This window comes from Burkholderia sp. KCJ3K979 (assembly GCF_016759955.1).
GTDB classification, from domain to species: domain Bacteria; phylum Pseudomonadota; class Gammaproteobacteria; order Burkholderiales; family Burkholderiaceae; genus Burkholderia; species Burkholderia orbicola.
This window is the reverse complement of record NZ_JACFYV010000048.1, coordinates 1-17518: the sequence shown is the minus strand read 5'-3', so window position 1 is coordinate 17518 and position 17518 is coordinate 1. Positions and strand designations below refer to the sequence as shown.

The following is a 17518-nucleotide window of genomic DNA, read 5'->3' as shown; positions in this document are numbered from 1 at the left end:
TTATCGGCGAATGCGCTGTCGTCGAATACCGTAAGCACGCAATGAACCACGCGGCTTGCTACTTCGACCGTGAGCGCTTTGTCGTAGGCGCTGTCGGCGCTTCCTCCAGCTTCCCCTTCATCGCCTCGACAAACGCCCGCACCTTCGGCGAAGGCAGCCGCGTCGACGGATACACCGCGTGAATGCCGGCCGGCGCCGTGCGCCAGCCCGGCAACAGCCGCACGAGCCGCCCGGCCGCGACGTCGTCCGCGGTCGAGAAATCCGTCAGCAGCCCGAAGCCGCCGCCCGCGAGCACGATCGCGCGGCACGCGGTCGCGGTGTTCGACACGACCGGCGCGACGCAGCGCACCGACGCGCGGCCGCCGCGTGCGTCGTCGAGTTCGAGCGTATGCGGGCGCGGCAGCGACGACAGCATCACGAACGGCAGCGCGGCAAGCGCATCGGGGTCGCGCGGCAGCCCGTGTCGCGCGACGAACGCCGGGCTCGCGACCAGCCATTTCTCGTAGGTGCCGAGCTGCACCGCGCGATAGTTGGAATCGGCAAGCCGCCCGATGCGGATCGCGACGTCGAGGTTGTCCGCGACGAGATCGACCACGCGGTCGTTCGCGACCAGTTCGACGGCGAGCGCCGGATGCCGGTCGCGCAGCGCGACGACGGCCGGCGCGACCACCAGCGCGCCATAGTCGATCGGCACGCTCACGCGCAGCGTGCCGCGCAGCGGCCCGGCGTCGGACGACACCGCGTCGAGCGCGGCTTCGGTCGCGCGCACGATGTCGCGGCACGCGTCGTAGAACACGCGTCCCGTGTCGGTCACGCTCAGCCGCCGCGTCGTGCGCACCAGCAGGTTCGCGCCGACCTCGGATTCGAGGCGCTGCATGTGCGTGCTGACGACCGTCTTCGCGAGGCCGAGCCGCTCGGCGGCGGCCGTCAGCGAGCCGGCGTCGACCACCGCGACGAAGATCGCCAGCCGGTTCAGGTTCACGTCGCGCAGATCGGCCATCGTCGATTGTCCTATGAAAGAGGATAATGTTTCAGTGATTATCCATCTTCTGGCGACGAACGGCGAGCGTTACGCTGGAGCCGTTCGTCGCCGATCCCCGGCGGCGCGAGATTCCGGAGTGTTTCCATGTCTGCCGCCAGCAAGCCCGCCTCGCCGATCCGCGTCTATTCGTTCCTGCTGTCCGGGCACGCGCACCGCGTTCGATTGTTCCTGTCGCTGCTCGGGTTGCCGTCGAAGACCATCGACGTCGATCTTGCGGCCGGCGCGCAGCGCGAACCGGCGTTTCTCGCATTGAATCCGCTCGGGCAGGTGCCGGTGATCGACGACGGCGGCACCGTGATCGCCGATTCGAACGCGATCCTGGTGTATCTCGCGAAGCGCTACGGCGACGCGCACTGGCTGCCCGACGACCCGGTCGGCGCGGCTGTCGTGCAGCGTTGGCTGTCGTACGCGGCCGGCCCGATCGCGTCGGGTCCGGCCGCCGCGCGGCTCGTGACCGTGTTCGGCGCGACGCTCGACCCGGAAGCGGCCAAGCGCACAGCCGCGAAAGTGCTCGACGTGATCGATCGCGAACTGGCCGGCAAGCCCTTTGCGGCCGGCGCGCAGCCGACGATCGCGGACATCGCCGCGTACACGTACATCGCGCACGCACCGGAAGGCGGCGTGTCGCTCGAACCGTATCCGCACGTGCGCGCATGGCTGGCGCGTATCGAGGCGTTGCCGGGCTTCGTCGCGATGCCGACGACGCGCGCGGGTCTGCTCGCCGCTTGACGCTTACTGCCACTGCGCCTGTTCAGGAGAATGTGATGAATGCGCCGACCGCCGTCGTACCGGGCTGGGAACTCGACACCGCGCCGTTTCATGCGGGCGAGCTTGCCGTGCAGCAGCGCGCGGGCGTGACGGACGCGGCGAGCGCGGCCGGCCGGCGCGGGATTCGGCGCTTCATGCCGGACCAGCACCGGACGTTTTTCGCGCAACTGCCGTTCTTCGTGCTCGGCGGCGTCGATGCGCACGGCCAGCCGTGGGCGACGCTGCGGGCCGGGGCGCCGGGTTTCGTCACGTCGCCGGACGCCCGCACGCTGTGCATCGCGGCGCCCGCGCTGCCGGGCGATCCGCTGGCAGGCGCGTGGCAGGCGGGCGCGCCGCTGGGCGGCCTCGGAATCGAATTCGATACGCGGCGGCGCAATCGCGTGAACGGCGTCGTGCGCGCGGTCGACGGCGATGCGCTGACGATCGCGGTCGAGCAGAGCTTCGGCAATTGCGCGAAGTACATCCAGGGCCGCAAGCCGACCTTCGTCGCTCGGGACGTCGCGGCCGCCGTCGCGCCGGACGTGTCGGACGCGCTGAGCGGTGCGGATCGCGCGCTGCTCGCGCAGGCCGACACGTTCTTCGTCGCGAGCGCGAACACGTCGGCGGAGGCGGGCGCGGCGCGCGGCGCGGACGTGTCGCATCGCGGCGGGATGCCGGGCTTCGTGCGTGTCGACGATGCGCATACGTTGACGACGCCCGATTTCAGCGGCAACCGGTTCTTCAATACGCTCGGCAACCTGCAGCACGATCCGCGCGCGGGGCTGCTGTTCATCGATTTCGACAGCGGCGATGTGCTGTATGTCGCCGCGCGCGCGGAAATCGTGTGGGACGGGCCGGTCGTCGCGTCGTTCGACGGCGCGCAGCGCGTCGTGCGGTTTCATGTGCGGGAAGTGCGGCGTGTGCGGGCGGTGCTGCCGTTCCGGTGGTCGGCGGTCGAGCGCGCGCCGCAGTTCGCGGCGATGGCGATGGCGGTGGCGGCGGCGACGGCGTCGGGCGGGGCGGCGGCAACGGCCGGACCCGCGCCGTCCGCGGTCGCGCCTGCATCGGCACCCGCATGGCGGTCGCTGCGGATCGCGAAGATCGTCGACGCAGCCCGCGCGATCCGGTCGTTCCATTTCGAACCGGCGGATGGCGGCGCATTGCCCGCCTACGAAGCCGGTCAGCATCTGACGCTGCGCATCGCGCTGCCGGGCAGCGACGCGCCCGCGATTCGCAGCTACACGCTGTCCGATGCACCGGGCGGCACGCAGTACCGGATCACCGTGAAGCGTGAAGGGCGCGTATCGGCGTGGCTGCACGATCATGCGCAGGCCGGCATGACGCTCGATGCGCAGATGCCGCGCGGCCGCTTCACGTTCGATCTCGCGAGCCCGCGGCCGGCCGTGCTCGTGTCGGCCGGCATCGGCATCACGCCGATGATCGCGATGCTGCGGCGGGCACTGGCCGACGACACGCCGTCGCGCCGTATCGTGTTCGTGCATGGCGCACGCGAAGCTGCCGATCGGCCGTTCGCGGCGGAACTGGCGCGCCTCGCGGCCGCCGATGCACGCCTGTCGCTTCACTGGTTCGACAGTCGTCCTCAAGAAAGCACGGTGGCGCGGGCAGGCCGCATCGACATCGGGCAACTGAAGAGGGTGCTGTCGTTCGACGACTACGATTTCTATCTGTGCGGGCCGTCGGCCTTCATGCGCGACCTGTACGACGGGCTGCGCGCGCTGAACGTGCCCGACGAGCGCATCCGTTTCGAGGCGTTCGGGCCGTCGAGCGTCTCGCGCAGCGCGACCCGCGAGGCTGCCGCGCCTGCGGCGGCAAGCGTGCCGGTCGTGTTCCGACGCACGGGGTGCGACGCCGCGTGGACGCCTGCCGACGGCACGCTGCTCGAATTCGCGGAAGGGCAGCGCGTGGCCGTGCCGTCCGAATGCCGCGCCGGTTCGTGCGGCACGTGCGCGACGCGCGTGCTGTCCGGCGCGGTGGAATACGAGCAAACACCCGATGCGCCGGTCGAGCCCGGCTGCGCGCTGCTGTGCGTCGCGCGGCCCGCGCAAGGTGCGACGCAGCCGCTTGTGCTCGACCGCTGACACGCGTGCGACATGCCGCCGCAGAGGGCCTGCTGCGCGAAAAGCGCGCGCAACTGCTTCTTTTTTCGAATGCCGTCCGGATCGACGATAGCGTCAACCGATTCGATAAAGGAGCCTATCATGAAACTGCTCGGCATGGTCCGTCTGGTCCTGTGGAGTTTCTTCGGCGTGCGCAACAGCAAGGCGCACGCGACCGATCTCGCGAACGCCAACTTCACGCTGCTGCCGTTCGTCGCGATCCTGCTTGCGCTGCTGGTCGGCGCGGTCATTTACGGCGTCGTGCATCTGGTTGTCGATCCAACCGTGACGATGCAGGGGTTCTGAGCGAACGGCTGATGAACCGGTCGCGGGCCGCCATTCCCGCTCCGGTTCGAGGTCGCCCGACCGGCGGAGGATGACGCTGGTGTCAGCGGCCGACACGTACGACGCGCATCGCGACCGAATCGCCGCCGTCGCCACCGTCGCCACCGTTATCGCGCCGCCCAAGCCGTCTGCCCCCGTTCCCGCTTTCCCCGTCTCCCGTTCCGCCCGATTCCGCGGCCCTTCGCCGTGCCCGGGGTAAAATGCGCGCCACGCCGCGATGTCGTGCGCCGGGCAGCCGCCGTTCCGATGAACGGCCGGCGCGCGTGCCCGCCGCCCGCACCGGGGCGTTCGAAGCGTCCCCCGCATGACACGACCGCGCGAGGCAGCCGGCCGGCCGACGAGCCGTTGACGAACCCGTCGGCCGCTGCGTCGGTTTCCGGCGCGTCATCCGAATCCGATGTCCCATCCTGCGTTGTTCCGACCGGTCGGCCGCTTGCACGCCGCAGGGTCCGGTTCGTCTGATGAATATCGTGTCGACGCACGTGCCCCGGTGACGGGCGCGGCGGCATTCGCGGGCGCACGCTTCGCAGCTTCGTAACGGGTTTGGGGTTTGGGGTTTCGGGTTTCGACAGGTCGAGTGGCGAGTTTTCCATCCAGAACAATGACGGTGAATAGAACAACAGCGGCGCCCGCACGGCGGCGGCGCGCGAAGGTCGGGCTCGGTGTCGGCCTCGGCGTCACGCTTTTCGCGGCGCAGGCTGCCGTGGCCCAGGGCGACACGCCCGCGCCGGGCGCCGAGGCGGCCGGCAACGCGACGTTGCCCGCGATCACGGTGAGCGGTGAGCGCGGCCAGTCGCTGCGCGCGCGCGAAGCGTCCGTCGCGGGGCTCGACGACGCGCCGTTGCGCGACACGCCGGCGTCGGTGAACGTGATTACGCGTGCGCTGATCGACGATCAGCAGGCGAAGCGGCTGAGCGATGTCGTGCGCAACGATGCGTCGGTCGTCAACGACTATGCGCCGGTCGGCTATTTCGAAGGCTTCGCGATCCGCGGCTTTCCGGTCGATATCGCGAGCGCGATCCGGATCGACGGGCTGACGGTGTCCGGCGAGCAGAACGTGCCGCTCGAGAACAAGGAACGCGTCGAGATCCTGAAAGGGCTCGCGGGCATCGACAGCGGCGTCGTCGCACCGGGCGGCGTGATCAACTTCGTGACCAAGCGTTCCGCGAACGTCGCGAGCGTGACGGGCGGCGTCGACAGCCGCGGCTCGACGTCGGCGGCCGTCGATCTCGGCCGCCGCTTCGGCCCCGATCATCAGTTCGGGTTCCGGATCAATGCGGCGAAGGAGAACATGCACTCCTATATCGACGGCACGAACGGACGGCGCACGTTCGGTTCGATCGCCGCCGACTGGGACATCAGCCCGCGCGCGAGCCTGCAGCTCAATGCTGAATTCCAGCAGTGGATCCAGCGTTCCGCGCCCGGCTACCAGTTGCTCGGCGGCACGGTCGTGCCGTCGGTCAAGACGACGTCGAAGGCGCTCGGCACGCAGCCGTGGGCGAAACCCGTGACGACCGATGCGCTGAACCTGAACGCGCGTTTCGACTACCAGTTCAACGACGACTGGAAGGCCTATATCGCCGCGGGCCGCAGCCGCACGATGATCGACGACAACAGCGCGTTCGCGTACGGCTGTTCGTATGCGGCAAGCTGCGCGGCCGGCGCGACGTCGCCGTTCTTCTTCGGCGCGAACGGCGACTACGACGTGTACGATTTCCGCAGCCCCGGCGAATACCGGCGCAACGACGATCTGCGCGCGGTCACGACCGGAAAATTCGCGACGGGGCCGCTGCGGCACGAGCTGACGCTCGGCGTGAGCGTGCAGCGCCGCGTCGTGCACATGGCCGACGCCGTGTACGACTACGTGGGCAGCGAGAATATCTACGGGCCCGACCTGACCTTTCCGCCGTCGCCGAATTCACCGGGGCCGTCGTATCCGCGCCTCGACGCGTGGCAGTACGGCGTGTTCGGGCTCGACCGCATCAGTATCGGCGAACACTGGCAAGTGCTCGCGGGCGGCAAGGAAGTGCTGCTGCGCCAGCGCAACTGGAGCAGCCTCGACGGCGAGACGACGCATACCGACCGCTCGGTGTTCCTGCCGCAGGTCGCGCTCGTCTACAAGCCGGTGAACGTGCTGTCGCTGTATGCGTCGTACAGCAAGGCGCTGTCGCTCGGCGACCAGGCGCCCGTGCGCGCGACCAACGCGTATGCGTTCCTGCCGCCGGTCGAATCGCACCAGATCGAGGTCGGCGCGAAATACGACTGGCTCGACCGGCTGAGCCTGACGGCCGCCGTGTTCTCGATCAGCAAGCCGTTCCAGTTCGCGGACCCGGATGCGTCGGGCACGAGCTACACGTTCGTGCAGCGCGGCACTCAGCGGCACCAGGGGATCGAATTCGGCGCGGCCGGGCGTGTGACCGAGCGGCTGGGCCTGACGGCCAGCGTCGCGGCGATTCGCGCCCGTGCCTATGATTCGGGGTCGCCGGCCTACGAAGGGCACCAGATCATCAACGTGCCCGCGCTGCGCGCGTCGCTGTACGCGGACTACGCGGTGCCGGGCGTCGCGGGCCTGAACGTGCTCGGCGGCGTGGAATACAGCGCGGCGCGCAACGCGAACGAGGAAGGCACCGCGCGCGTGCCGTCGTGGTTCGTGTTCAATCTGGGCGCGCGTTATACGACCAAGATCGGTGGCCATCGTACGGTGTTGCGCGTGTCGGTGGACAATCTGTTCAACAAGTTCTACTGGCGCGACGCAGGCGAGCAGCAGGGCGATGCATACCTGTTCCCCGGTGCGCCGCGCACCGCGCGTGTATCGTTGACCTATGATTTCTGACCGCCCGGGTTCGGCCGCGTGACGCGCGGCCCCGGCAGCCCCTCAGGAGAGTACAGACGATGTCCCCACTCGAAATCGCCGGCGTGATCGTCAGCGCGCTCGCGATCTGGTTGACCGCGAAACGGCGCATGCTGTGCTGGCCGGTCGGCCTCGCGTCGGTCGCGCTGTACGGCTGGATCTTCTTCGACGCGAAGCTGTACTCGGACATGCTGCTGCAGGGCGCGTTCGCGGTGCTCCAGGTGTACGGCTGGCAGCGCTGGCTCGCGCAGCGCGCGAGCGAGGCCGACGGTAGTGCCGACGGCGGGGCTGCGCCAGCCGGCGACGTCGCGCCCGTGACCGGCGTGCGGCCGCTCAGGATGCTGCCCGACCTGATCGCGGCAGTCATCGGCAGTGCGCTGCTCGGCGGGATGATGGCGCGCTGGACCGATGCGGCGCTGCCGTTCGTCGACGCGTCGCTGACCGCGTTCAGCCTCGTCGCCCAATACTGGACCGCGCGGCGCTACATTGCGTCGTGGGGGCTGTGGATCGTCGTGAACGTCGTGTACGTCGGGATGTTCGTGTTCAAGGAACTGTATTTGACGGCCGGGCTCTATGCGCTGTTCATTGGGCTGGCCGTCGTCGGCTGGCGCGACTGGAGCCGGACGGCCGCCGCATTGCGCGCGGCCGCGGGCGGCCCGCTCGCATCGGGCGGCGGCGCGCGCTGATCCGCGCACGGATTCAACCACGGAGCAACGTCGTTCATGTCATTCCCCCTCGAGCCGGACGGCCCCCTGTCGCGCGACGTCGCCCCGCCGCAATTCGGCGTGGACGGCGAGCAGGCCGAACGCGACTGGCCGCTGATCACGCACGACGAGGTGGCGGCCGTGCTCGCGCGGATCGACGGCGCGGGCGAGCCGGTGCGGCTGACGTGGCACAGCCCGCGGCAGTTCGCGGCAGCGGTGCTGGTGCGGATGGCGGACGGGCGCGGGTTGTTCGTCAAGCGTCATCACGCGAGCCTGCGCGATGTCGCGGGGCTGGAGGAAGAGCATCGCTTCATCGCGCATTTGCGTGAGCGCGGCGTGCCGGTGGTGGATGTGCTGGCCGATCGCAACGGTGCGACCGCGTTTGCGTCCGGCGAGTGGACGTACGAGGTGCACGTGCTCGCGCCCGGCGTCGATCCGTATCGCGGCGTGATGTCGTGGCAGCCGTTCACGCATCCGTCGCATGCGTATTCGGCTGGCCGCGCGCTGGCCGAACTGCATCGCGCGTCGGCCGGCTACGATGCGCCTGCGCGCCCCGTGCGCACGCTGCTGTCGAGCTTTCGGGTGCTGTCGTCCACCGATCTGGCGGGCGCGCTCGAACGCTGGGTCGACGCGCAGCCGCTGCTGGTGCGCGCACTCGGCTCGCGCGACTGGCGCGGCGACGTGGCCGACGCGATCGGCCCGTATCACGCGCGCCTCGTGCCGCTGTTGCCTGCGTTAGCGCCGCTGTGGACGCACGGCGACTGGCACGCGTCGAACCTGCTGTGGACCGATGCGGGGCCCGGCGCGCAGGTGCGCACCGTGCTCGATTTCGGCTTGTCGGACCGCACCTGCGCGGTGATGGATCTCGCGCTCGCGATCGAGCGCAATACCGTCGACTGGATGGCGCCGGTCGATGCGCGGCGCGTGGAATACGACCAGATCGACGCGCTGCTCGACGGCTACGAATCGCTCGAACCGTTGAGCGACGACGCGTATGCGGCGTTGGTCGCGCTTTTGCCGATCGTGCATACGGAGTTCGCGCTGTCGGAAGTCGCGTATTTCGGCTGCATCATCGATGCGCCGGCGATCGTCGATATCGCGTACGACGGCTACCTGATCGGGCATGCGCGGTGGTTCGGCGAACGCGATGGGAGGCAGTTGCTCGATTGGCTCGTGCAGCGGCGGCGCGAGAAGCAACGCATGAGCTGATCCGCGTGCGGGGATGTGCCGCGCACGCGTGCCGATGCCCCGAGCTGTTGCCTTCTCCCGTGCGGCCGTCGCGCCGCACGCTCACCCCATCTTATTGATCCTCGACGCGGAATGCCGTTCCCGTGGGGCGTCGCACGCCTGCGTGCCGCTGCACCCAACATGACGGAAATATCATCTTCGCCTCATGTTCGCACTGCGGCCGGTCCGTAGCATCGGTCGCGAACCGTTACCGCAGAACCGAACATGCTCAAGCTCAACCTCGTCGCGGCCATCGTCTTCGTGATGGTCGCGACGGCTCATGCGCAGCCATCGCTGACACTGGGCCCGGGCGCCGCTGCCGCCAGCAGTGCGACGCCGATCGGCGCTCCCCCATCCGATACGCTCCCCGCGTCGTCATTGACGCTCTCCGATGCGCTCGCGGTCGCGGCCCGGAACAATCCGGCGCTGCGCGGCGCACGCGCGGATGTCGATGCGTCGGCCGGCGCGCTGATGCAGGCCGGCGCGCGCCCCAATCCTGAAGTGTCATTCCTGCAGGAAGGCTTCAGCCGCGCCGAACGCACGTCGACTGCATTGATCAACCAGACCATCGAACTGGGCGGCAAGCGCCGCGCGCGGCTCGACGTCGCGTCGTACGGCCGCGAGGCGGCCAACGCGTCGCTCGACGAGCAGGGCGTGGCAGTGCGCGCCGATGTGATCGCCGCGTTCTACGGGCTGCTCGCCGCGCAGCGCCAGCTTCAGGTGACCGAGGAATCGGCCGCGATCGCCGCGCGCTCGGCAGATCTCGCGGGGCGCCGCGCGCAGGCCGGCAAGGTGTCGCCGGTCGAGGCGACCAAGGCGCAGGTGGCGGCGGCCGGCGTGCAGATTGAAGTCGTGACCGCGCGCGGCCGTGTCGAGGTCGCGCGCGAAAAGCTGAACGCGGTGATGGGCGAAGCGCGCGATGACCGCCTCGCGGTGCGCGGCGACCTGGAAACCGTGCCGCCGGTCGAGCCGCTGTCCGCGCTGACCGTGCAACTCGACGACGCGCCGCTCGCGCGGGTAGCGCGTGCCGAGATGCTGCGCTCGAACGCAGCCGTGTCGCTGGAGCGCGCGCGGCGCATTCCGGACGTGACGGTCAGTGCAGGCTTCAAGCGCGTGACCACGGGCGGCGTGCCCGACAACCAGGCCGTGGTCGGCGTATCGATCCCGATTCCGCTGTTCAACACGAACAAGGGTGCGCTGCTCGAGGCGACGCACAAGGCCGAGCGCGCAAACGCCGATCTCGATCGCGAGCGCACGCGCCTGCGGCTGGAACTGACGCAGGCATACGCGAATTTCGAGGCCGCGGAGCAGGAAGCGCAGCGGCTGAAGGTCGACATCCTGCCGGCCGCGCGTCTCGCGCTCGACGCGATGTCGCGCGGCTACGAACTCGGGAAGTTCAGCTTCCTCGACGTGCTCGACGCGCAGCGCACGCTGTTCCAGGGGCAGTTGCAATACGTGCGTGCGCTCGCCGGCGCCCATGCGGCCCGCGCCGATATCGGCCGGCTCGTCGGCACGCCGCTCGCGGCCGTCGCGCAATGAGCGCCCCTCTTACCTGAAGGATCATCATGTCACGCAGCAGAATCTTCGTTATTGCGGCGGCCGTGCTCGGCGGCGCAGGGATCGTGATCGGTGCGCTCGCCGTCACGCGGGGCGGCAGCAGCGCATCGGCGCCGCCGGCCGCCGATGCCGCGCAGCCGGCCGAGGGCGCCGGTGCGCGCGGCGGTGTCGTGCTGAAGCGCGGCAAGCTGTCCGTCGAGATCGTGATGACGGAAAAGCCGGGCGACGCGCGGCTCGTCGTCTATCCGTTCGTCGACGGCAAGCCGGTGGACAAGGGCGTGACCGTGTCCGGCACGCTGGTGCGGTACGACCGCACGCACGCGCCGTTGCGATTCGACGCGGCCGGCCAGAAGTTCGTGTCCGCGCAGTCGATCGCGAAGCCGCACGTGTTCGATGCGACGATCGACGTAAAGGCCGGCAACGACGCCGCGTCGTTCCCGTTCGCGCGCGCCGACGGTGCGATCGCGCTGACCGACGCGCAACTGGCGACGTCGAGGATCGCGCTCGCGAAAGCCGGCCCCGCGCAGATCGCGACGCCGTTCCAGCTTCCCGGCGAAATCAAGTTCAACGAGGATCGCACCGCGCACGTGGTGCCACGCGTGGCCGGCATCGTCGAGCAGGTGTCGGTGTCACTCGGCCAGAACGTCGCGAAAGGGCAGGTGCTTGCCGTGATCGCGAGCACCGACCTGGCCGACCGGCGCAGCGAATTGCTGACGGCCGAGCGCCGGCTGTCGGGTGCGCGCGCAACCTACGAACGCGAACGCACGCTGTGGCAGGAGCGCATTTCGGCCGAGCAGGATTACCAGCAGGCGCAGGTGCAGTTGCGCGAGGCCGAGATCGCCGTGCAGAACGCGCGGCAGAAGCTCGCCGCGCTGAATGCGCCGGTCGGCGCGGGTGCGCTGAACCGTTATGAACTGCGCGCGCCGTTCGCGGGCACGATCGTCGAGAAGCATGCGACGCCCGGCGAGGCGATTGCCGCCGACGCGAGCATGTTCGTGATCTCCGACCTGTCGACCGTGTGGGCCGAGATGGCGGTGCCCGCGCAGCGGCTCAACGACGTGCGCGTCGGTCGCGATGCCACGGTGATCGCGACTGCGTTCGAATCGCGTTCGAGCGGTCCGATCGCGTACGTGGGGTCGCTGCTCGGCGAGCAGACGCGCACCGCGCCGGCGCGTGTCGTGCTGCCGAACCCGGATCGCGTGTGGCGGCCGGGGATGTTCGTCAACGTGTCGGTCGACGCGGGCAGGCAGGGCGTGCCGCTCGCGGTCGCGAGCGACGCGCTGCAGGACGTCGACGGCGCGCCGTCGGTGTTCGTGCGCTCGCTGAAGGGTTTCGTCGCACAGGCCGTCGAAACGGGACGGCGCGACGAACGCGCGACCGAAGTGCTGAAGGGGCTGAAGGCCGGCCAGGAATACGCGGCGTCGAACAGCTTCGTGCTGAAGGCGGAGCTCGGCAAGGGGAGCGCGGAACATGAATGAGCAGCACTACGCATGCGAATACGCGTGCGCCGTGGCGCGACTGGCGGCCCGCTATGCGGCCTGCTTTCCGAGCCGCCGGGTGACCGGCCGCGCGGCCCGTCCGGTGCGGCCGACCGTGCCCCGTTTCAAGGAATCCCGACATGTTTGAGCGCCTGATCCGCTTTGCGATTGCGCATCGCTGGCTGGTGATGCTGGCGATCGCGGCCGTGGCCGCGCTCGGCGTGTTCAGCTACCAGCGGCTGCCGATCGACGCGGTGCCCGACATCACGAACGTGCAGGTGCAGATCAACACGTCCGCGCCCGGCTACTCGCCGCTGGAGGCCGAGCAGCGCATCACCTATCCGGTCGAGACCGTGATGGCCGGGCTGCCGGGGCTGGAGCAGACGCGCTCGATCTCGCGCTACGGGCTGTCGCAGGTCACCGTGATCTTCAAGGACGGCACCGACATCTACTTCGCGCGGCAGCTCGTCAACGAGCGCATCCAGGAGGCGAAGGACAAGCTGCCGGCCGGCATCGCGCCCGCGATGGGGCCGACGTCGACCGGCCTCGGCGAGATCTACCTGTGGACCGTCGAGGCCGACGCCAACGCGCGCAAGCCCGACGGCACGCGCTATACGGCGGCCGACCTGCGCGAGCTGCAGGACTGGGTCGTGCGGCCGCAACTGCGCAACGTGCGCGGCGTGACCGAAGTCAACTCGATCGGCGGCTACGTGAAGGAATACCGCGTCGCGCCGAATCCGGCGAAGCTGATGTCGTACGGGCTGACGCTTGCCGACGTCGTGCGCGCGCTGGAGCGCAACAACGACAACGTCGGCGCCGGCTACATCGAGAAGCGCGGCGAGCAGTATCTGGTGCGCGTGCCGGGCCAGGCGCGCACCGTCGACGACATCGCGAACATCGTGCTGACCAACGTCGGCGGCGTGCCGGTGCGGATGAAGGACGTCGGCGTGGTCGACATCGGCCGCGAACTGCGCACCGGCGCCGCGACGTCGAACGGCGAGGAAGTCGTGCTCGGCACGGTGTTCATGCTGATGGGCGAGAACAGCCGGACGGTGTCGAAGGCCGTCGCCGCGAAGATGGAGGACGTGAACCGCACGCTGCCGGCCGGCGTGAAAGCGATTCCGGTGTACGACCGGACGGTGCTGGTCGAGAAGGCCGTCGCCACCGTGAAGAAGAACCTGCTCGAAGGCGCGGTGCTCGTGATCGCCGTGCTGTTCCTGTTCCTCGGCAACATCCGCGCGGCGCTGATCACCGCGCTCGTGATCCCGCTGTCGATGCTGATGACCTTCACCGGCATGGTCAACGCGAAGGTGAGCGCGAACCTGATGAGCCTCGGCGCGCTCGACTTCGGGATCATCGTCGACGGCGCGGTGGTGATCGTCGAGAACTGCGTGCGGCGGCTCGCGCATGCGCAGTCGGCGGCCGGCCGGCCGCTCACGCGCGACGAGCGCTTTGCCGAAGTGTTCGGCGCATCGCAGGAGGCGCGCCGCGCGCTGATCTTCGGGCAACTGATCATCATGGTCGTGTATCTGCCGATCTTTGCGCTGACCGGTGTCGAAGGCAAGATGTTCCACCCGATGGCGATCACCGTCGTGATGGCGCTCGCCGCCGCGATGGTGCTGACCGTCACGTTCATTCCGGCGGCCGTTGCGTTGTTCATCGGCGAGCGGGTCGAGGAGAAGGAGAACCGGTTGATGGGCTGGGCGCGGCGCGCGTACGAACCGGTGCTCGCCGCGTTCATGACGCGCCCGGCGCGCGTGATGATCGGAGCGGGCGCGATCGTGCTGGTCACGCTCGGGCTCGCGACGCGGCTCGGCAGCGAGTTCATTCCGAGCCTCAACGAGGGCGATCTGGCCGTGTCCGCGCTGCGGATTCCCGGCACGAGCCTGTCGCAATCGGTCGAGATGCAGAAGTCGATCGAGAAGACGCTGAAGGCGCGCTTCCCCGAGATTGAGCGCGTGTTCGCGCGCACCGGGACGGCCGAGATCGCGGCCGACCCGATGCCGCCGAACCTGTCGGACGGCTACATCATGCTGAAGCCGGCCGACACGTGGCCCGACCCGAAGAAGCCGCGTGACCAGCTCGTGCGCGAGATCGAGGAAGCGCTCGCCGAGCTGCCGGGCAACGCGTACGAGTTCTCGCAGCCGATCCAGCTGCGCTTCAACGAACTGATTTCGGGCGTGCGCAGCGACGTCGCCGTGAAGATCTTCGGCGACGACATGGCCGTGCTGAACCAGACCGGCGAGCAGATCGCGGCCGCGTTGCAGAAGGTGCCGGGCGCGTCGGAGGTGAAGGTCGAGCAGACCACGGGCCTGCCGGTGCTGACCGTCAACCTCGACCGCGACAAGCTCGCGCGCTACGGCGTGAGCGTGGCCGACCTGCAGGACTCGGTGGCCGCGGCCGTCGGCGGGCAGAAGGCCGGCACGCTGTTCCAGGGAGACCGCCGCTTCGACATTGTCGTGCGGCTGCCCGACGAGCTGCGCTCCGACATCGAGGCGATCAAGCGGCTGCCGATCGCGCTGCCCGTGCCGGCCGCCGGCGCCAGCGCGCCGCTCGCGGCGGCGCCGTACGTGCCGCTCGCGGAGCTCGCAACGATCGACGTGGCCCCCGGCCCGAACCAGATCAGCCGCGAGGACGGCAAGCGGCGGGTGGTCGTCAGCGCGAACGTGCGCGGCCGCGACGTCGGCTCGTTCGTCGCCGATGCGCGCGAGCAGTTGCAGCAGGACGTGCGCGTGCCGGCCGGGTACTGGGTGTCGTGGGGCGGGCAGTTCGAGCAGCTGCAAAGCGCGAGCGAGCGCCTGAAGCTCGTCGTGCCGCTCGCGCTGTTCATGGTGTTCGTGCTGCTGTTCGTGATGTTCAACAACGTGAAGGACGGGCTGCTGGTGTTTACCGGCATTCCGTTCGCACTGAGCGGCGGCGTCGTATCGCTGTGGCTGCGCGGGATTCCGCTGTCGATCACGGCGGCGGTCGGCTTCATCGCGTTGTCCGGCGTGGCCGTGCTCAACGGTCTGGTGATGATCTCGTTCATCCGCAACCTGCGCGACGAAGGCATGCCGCTCGACGCCGCGGTGCACGACGGTGCGCTCACGCGGCTGCGGCCCGTGCTGATGACCGCGCTGGTCGCGTCGCTCGGCTTCCTGCCGATGGCGTTCGCGACCGGCACCGGCGCCGAGGTGCAGCGCCCGCTTGCGACGGTCGTGATCGGCGGTATCCTGTCGTCCACGGCGCTGACGCTGCTGGTGCTGCCGGTGCTGTACCGGGTCAGCCATGCGGTGTCGTGGCGCGCGGCGTTGCGCGGCGGCTTCGGCGCGGGCGTGCTGCGCCGACTGGGTTTTTTCAAGGGTAATGCGTGATGCGAATTCTGATTGTCGAGGATGAACCGAAGACGGGCGCGTATCTGCGCAAGGGCCTGACCGAGGCCGGCTACGTCGTCGACTGGGTCGAGGACGGCATCACGGGCCAGCACCAGGCCGAAACGGAGGAGTACGACCTGCTCGTGCTCGACGTGATGCTGCCCGGGCAGGACGGCTGGACGCTGCTGCAGAACCTGCGGCGCAGCAAATCGACGCCCGTGCTGTTCCTCACTGCCCGTGACGACGTCGGCGATCGCGTGAAGGGGCTCGAACTCGGCGCGGACGACTATCTCGCGAAGCCGTTCGACTTCGTCGAGCTGACCGCGCGCATCAAGTCGATCCTGCGGCGCGGCCAGCCGCGCGATTCGAACACGCTGCGCGTGGCCGATCTCGAACTCGACCTGACGCGCCGCAAGGCCACGCGGCAGGGCGACACGATCCTGCTGACCGCGAAGGAGTTCGCGCTGCTGTGGCTGCTGATGCGCCGCGAAGGGGAGATCCTGCCGCGCGCGACGATCGCGTCGCAGGTGTGGGACATGAACTTCAACAGCGACACGAACGTCGTCGATTCGGCGATCCGCCGGCTGCGCTCGAAGATCGACGACGCATACGAACCGAAGCTGATCCACACGGTGCGCGGTATGGGCTACGTGCTCGAAGCGCGCGGCGGCGTGGCCGCATGATCGCGCGCCTGCTGCCGCGAACGCTGCGCGGCCGGCTGACCGCGCTGATCATCCTGTCGACGTCGGTGATCCTCGCGTCGAGCGGCGTCGCATTGTACGAAGCGCTGAGCAACCGTGTCGAAACGACGGCAGCCGAGCAGATGGCCGGTATTTCCGCCGCATTGGGCGCGCACCTGGCCGAGGCGCGCACGACGACCGACGTCGCGCGCAACCCCGATATCTGGATCGACCAGTTGCACGGTCATCCGAACATGGATCTCGCGATCTTCGATGTCGCCGGTACGCGCCTCGTCGGCACGCCCGGCTTCCGTCCGTACGCGCCGCTGATGTCGACGAGTGCCGGGCGCGTGCCGGTCGGCATCGCCCCGCCCGGCGCAAGACACCAGTATCTGCTGACGACCGTGCCGCTCGCCGGCGCAGGTGCGCCCGTGGTGCGCGTCGCAGTGCAGTACGACCGCAGCGCCGACGTGCTGCTGCTGCGCACGCATGCCTATACGATCGTCGTGATCGAGGTGTTCGGCGTGGTGCTCGCGGCCGCGATCGCATACGGCATCGCGGCGCTCGGGCTGAGCCCGCTGCGCCGGTTCGCGGCGTGCGCGGAGCAGATGTCGTCGAGCCGGCTCGCGCATCCGCTGCCGGAACTCGATACGTCCGGCGAGCTGAAGGAGCTCGAGCATGCGTTCAACGGGATGCTCGCGCGGCTGAACGAATCGTTCACGCGGCTGAGCCAGTTCTCGTCGAATCTCGCGCACGACATGCGCACGCCGCTGACCAACCTGCAGGCGGCCGCGCAGGTCGTGCTGTCGCAACCGCGCAGCGCGGACGAATACCGGAGCGTGATCGAGTCGAGCATCGACGAATACCAGCGGCTGTCGCGGATGATCGAGGACATGCTGTTTCTCGCGCGTTCGGAACAGGCCGGCACGTCGATCGATGTGCGGCGCCTGAATGCGGCGGAGGAGGCGGAGCGGGTGGCCGGCTACTACGAGCCGCTGGCGGAAGATGAAGGCGTGACCGTGAAGGTCGACGGCCACGCATGGGTCGATGCGGACCTGACGCTGTATCAGCGCGCGTTGAGCAACCTGCTGTCGAATGCGTTAACTTATGCGCCGCGCGGCAGCGTCGTGACGATCGATTGCGTCGAGCAGGGCGGTGCGACGACGATCGCCGTGTCCGACACGGGGCCCGGCATTGCCGCCGAGCATGTCGGGCGGATTTTCGAGCGCTTTTATCGCGTTGATCCATCGCGGCACAATTCGGCGTCGGGCACGGGGCTCGGCCTCGCGATCGTCCGGTCGATCATGGACAATCATGGCGGCGAATGCGGCGTCGACAGCGAGCCGGGCCGCCGCACGACTTTCTGGCTGCGCTTTCCGCGACGGCCGGCCGAACCGGGACGGCCGTCGCGGAAAGC

Annotated in this window: 12 protein-coding genes; 11 read left to right on the top strand and 1 reads right to left on the bottom strand. The window is 69.2% G+C overall.

Annotated features, from left to right (window positions below):
* Nucleotides 1-58: 58 nt before the first annotated feature.
* The gene (locus H3O04_RS13505; RefSeq protein WP_202587870.1) at nt 59-1000 is read right to left on the bottom strand and encodes a LysR family transcriptional regulator; all 942 of its coding nucleotides are present in this window, start codon (nt 998-1000) and stop codon (nt 59-61) included.
* A gap of 126 nt (nt 1001-1126) precedes the next feature.
* Here H3O04_RS13505 and H3O04_RS13500 point away from each other — a divergent pair, with 126 nt between their 5' ends.
* The 11 genes from H3O04_RS13500 to H3O04_RS13450 form a co-directional block, all read left to right on the top strand.
* On the top strand, nt 1127-1771 hold the full coding sequence (locus H3O04_RS13500) for a glutathione S-transferase family protein (RefSeq protein WP_011548332.1): 645 nt from the start codon (nt 1127-1129) through the stop codon (nt 1769-1771).
* 35 nt (nt 1772-1806) lie between these two features.
* Nucleotides 1807-3888 carry a pyridoxamine 5'-phosphate oxidase family protein gene (locus tag H3O04_RS13495; protein WP_202587869.1) on the top strand — a complete coding sequence of 694 codons (2082 nt, stop codon included), beginning with the start codon at nt 1807-1809 and terminating at the stop codon, nt 3886-3888.
* Between the two features lie 120 nt (nt 3889-4008).
* On the top strand, nt 4009-4212 hold the full coding sequence (locus tag H3O04_RS13490) for a DUF2970 domain-containing protein (protein WP_006486164.1): 204 nt from the start codon (nt 4009-4011) through the stop codon (nt 4210-4212).
* 640 nt (nt 4213-4852) lie between these two features.
* Nucleotides 4853-7084 (top strand): TonB-dependent siderophore receptor, encoded by a 2232-nt coding sequence (locus tag H3O04_RS13485; RefSeq protein WP_202587868.1) that lies wholly within the window; start codon nt 4853-4855, stop codon nt 7082-7084.
* 59 nt (nt 7085-7143) lie between these two features.
* Nucleotides 7144-7788, top strand: coding sequence for a nicotinamide riboside transporter PnuC (gene pnuC, locus H3O04_RS13480; RefSeq protein ID WP_006479634.1), 645 nt, complete (start codon nt 7144-7146; stop codon nt 7786-7788).
* A gap of 36 nt (nt 7789-7824) precedes the next feature.
* Entirely contained in the window at nt 7825-9015 is a 1191-nt protein-coding gene (locus tag H3O04_RS13475) for a phosphotransferase enzyme family protein (protein ID WP_202587867.1), read from the top strand.
* A gap of 243 nt (nt 9016-9258) precedes the next feature.
* Nucleotides 9259-10572 (top strand): TolC family protein, encoded by a 1314-nt coding sequence (locus tag H3O04_RS13470; protein ID WP_202587866.1) that lies wholly within the window; start codon nt 9259-9261, stop codon nt 10570-10572.
* A 26-nt stretch (nt 10573-10598) separates the two neighbouring features.
* Nucleotides 10599-12068, top strand: coding sequence for an efflux RND transporter periplasmic adaptor subunit (locus tag H3O04_RS13465; RefSeq protein WP_202587865.1), 1470 nt, complete (start codon nt 10599-10601; stop codon nt 12066-12068).
* Between the two features lie 140 nt (nt 12069-12208).
* Nucleotides 12209-15421, top strand: a complete 3213-nt coding sequence (locus H3O04_RS13460; RefSeq protein WP_202587864.1) for an efflux RND transporter permease subunit — start codon at nt 12209-12211, stop codon at nt 15419-15421.
* Entirely contained in the window at nt 15421-16104 is a 684-nt protein-coding gene (gene irlR / locus H3O04_RS13455; RefSeq protein ID WP_202587863.1) for a heavy metal response regulator transcription factor IrlR, read from the top strand. The genes H3O04_RS13460 and irlR overlap by 1 nt, the downstream gene beginning before the upstream one ends.
* Nucleotides 16101-17518, top strand: a 1418-nt coding sequence (locus H3O04_RS13450; RefSeq protein WP_202587862.1) for a heavy metal sensor histidine kinase, incomplete at its 3' end; no start/stop codon positions are given. The genes irlR and H3O04_RS13450, both read left to right, overlap by 4 nt.

Excerpts from the sequence above, each read along its gene's own strand:
- H3O04_RS13505 (WP_202587870.1), bottom strand. The coding sequence starts at position 1,000 with ATGGCCGATCTGCGCGACGTGAACCTGAACCGGCTGGCGATCTTCGTC.
- H3O04_RS13500 (WP_011548332.1), top strand. The coding sequence starts at position 1,127 with ATGTCTGCCGCCAGCAAGCCCGCCTCGCCGATCCGCGTCTATTCGTTC.
- H3O04_RS13495 (WP_202587869.1), top strand. The coding sequence starts at position 1,807 with ATGAATGCGCCGACCGCCGTCGTACCGGGCTGGGAACTCGACACCGCG.
- H3O04_RS13490 (WP_006486164.1), top strand. The coding sequence starts at position 4,009 with ATGAAACTGCTCGGCATGGTCCGTCTGGTCCTGTGGAGTTTCTTCGGC.
- H3O04_RS13485 (WP_202587868.1), top strand. The coding sequence starts at position 4,853 with ATGACGGTGAATAGAACAACAGCGGCGCCCGCACGGCGGCGGCGCGCG.
- pnuC (WP_006479634.1), top strand. The coding sequence starts at position 7,144 with ATGTCCCCACTCGAAATCGCCGGCGTGATCGTCAGCGCGCTCGCGATC.
- H3O04_RS13475 (WP_202587867.1), top strand. The coding sequence starts at position 7,825 with ATGTCATTCCCCCTCGAGCCGGACGGCCCCCTGTCGCGCGACGTCGCC.
- H3O04_RS13470 (WP_202587866.1), top strand. The coding sequence starts at position 9,259 with ATGCTCAAGCTCAACCTCGTCGCGGCCATCGTCTTCGTGATGGTCGCG.
- H3O04_RS13465 (WP_202587865.1), top strand. The coding sequence starts at position 10,599 with ATGTCACGCAGCAGAATCTTCGTTATTGCGGCGGCCGTGCTCGGCGGC.
- H3O04_RS13460 (WP_202587864.1), top strand. The coding sequence starts at position 12,209 with ATGTTTGAGCGCCTGATCCGCTTTGCGATTGCGCATCGCTGGCTGGTG.
- irlR (WP_202587863.1), top strand. The coding sequence starts at position 15,421 with ATGCGAATTCTGATTGTCGAGGATGAACCGAAGACGGGCGCGTATCTG.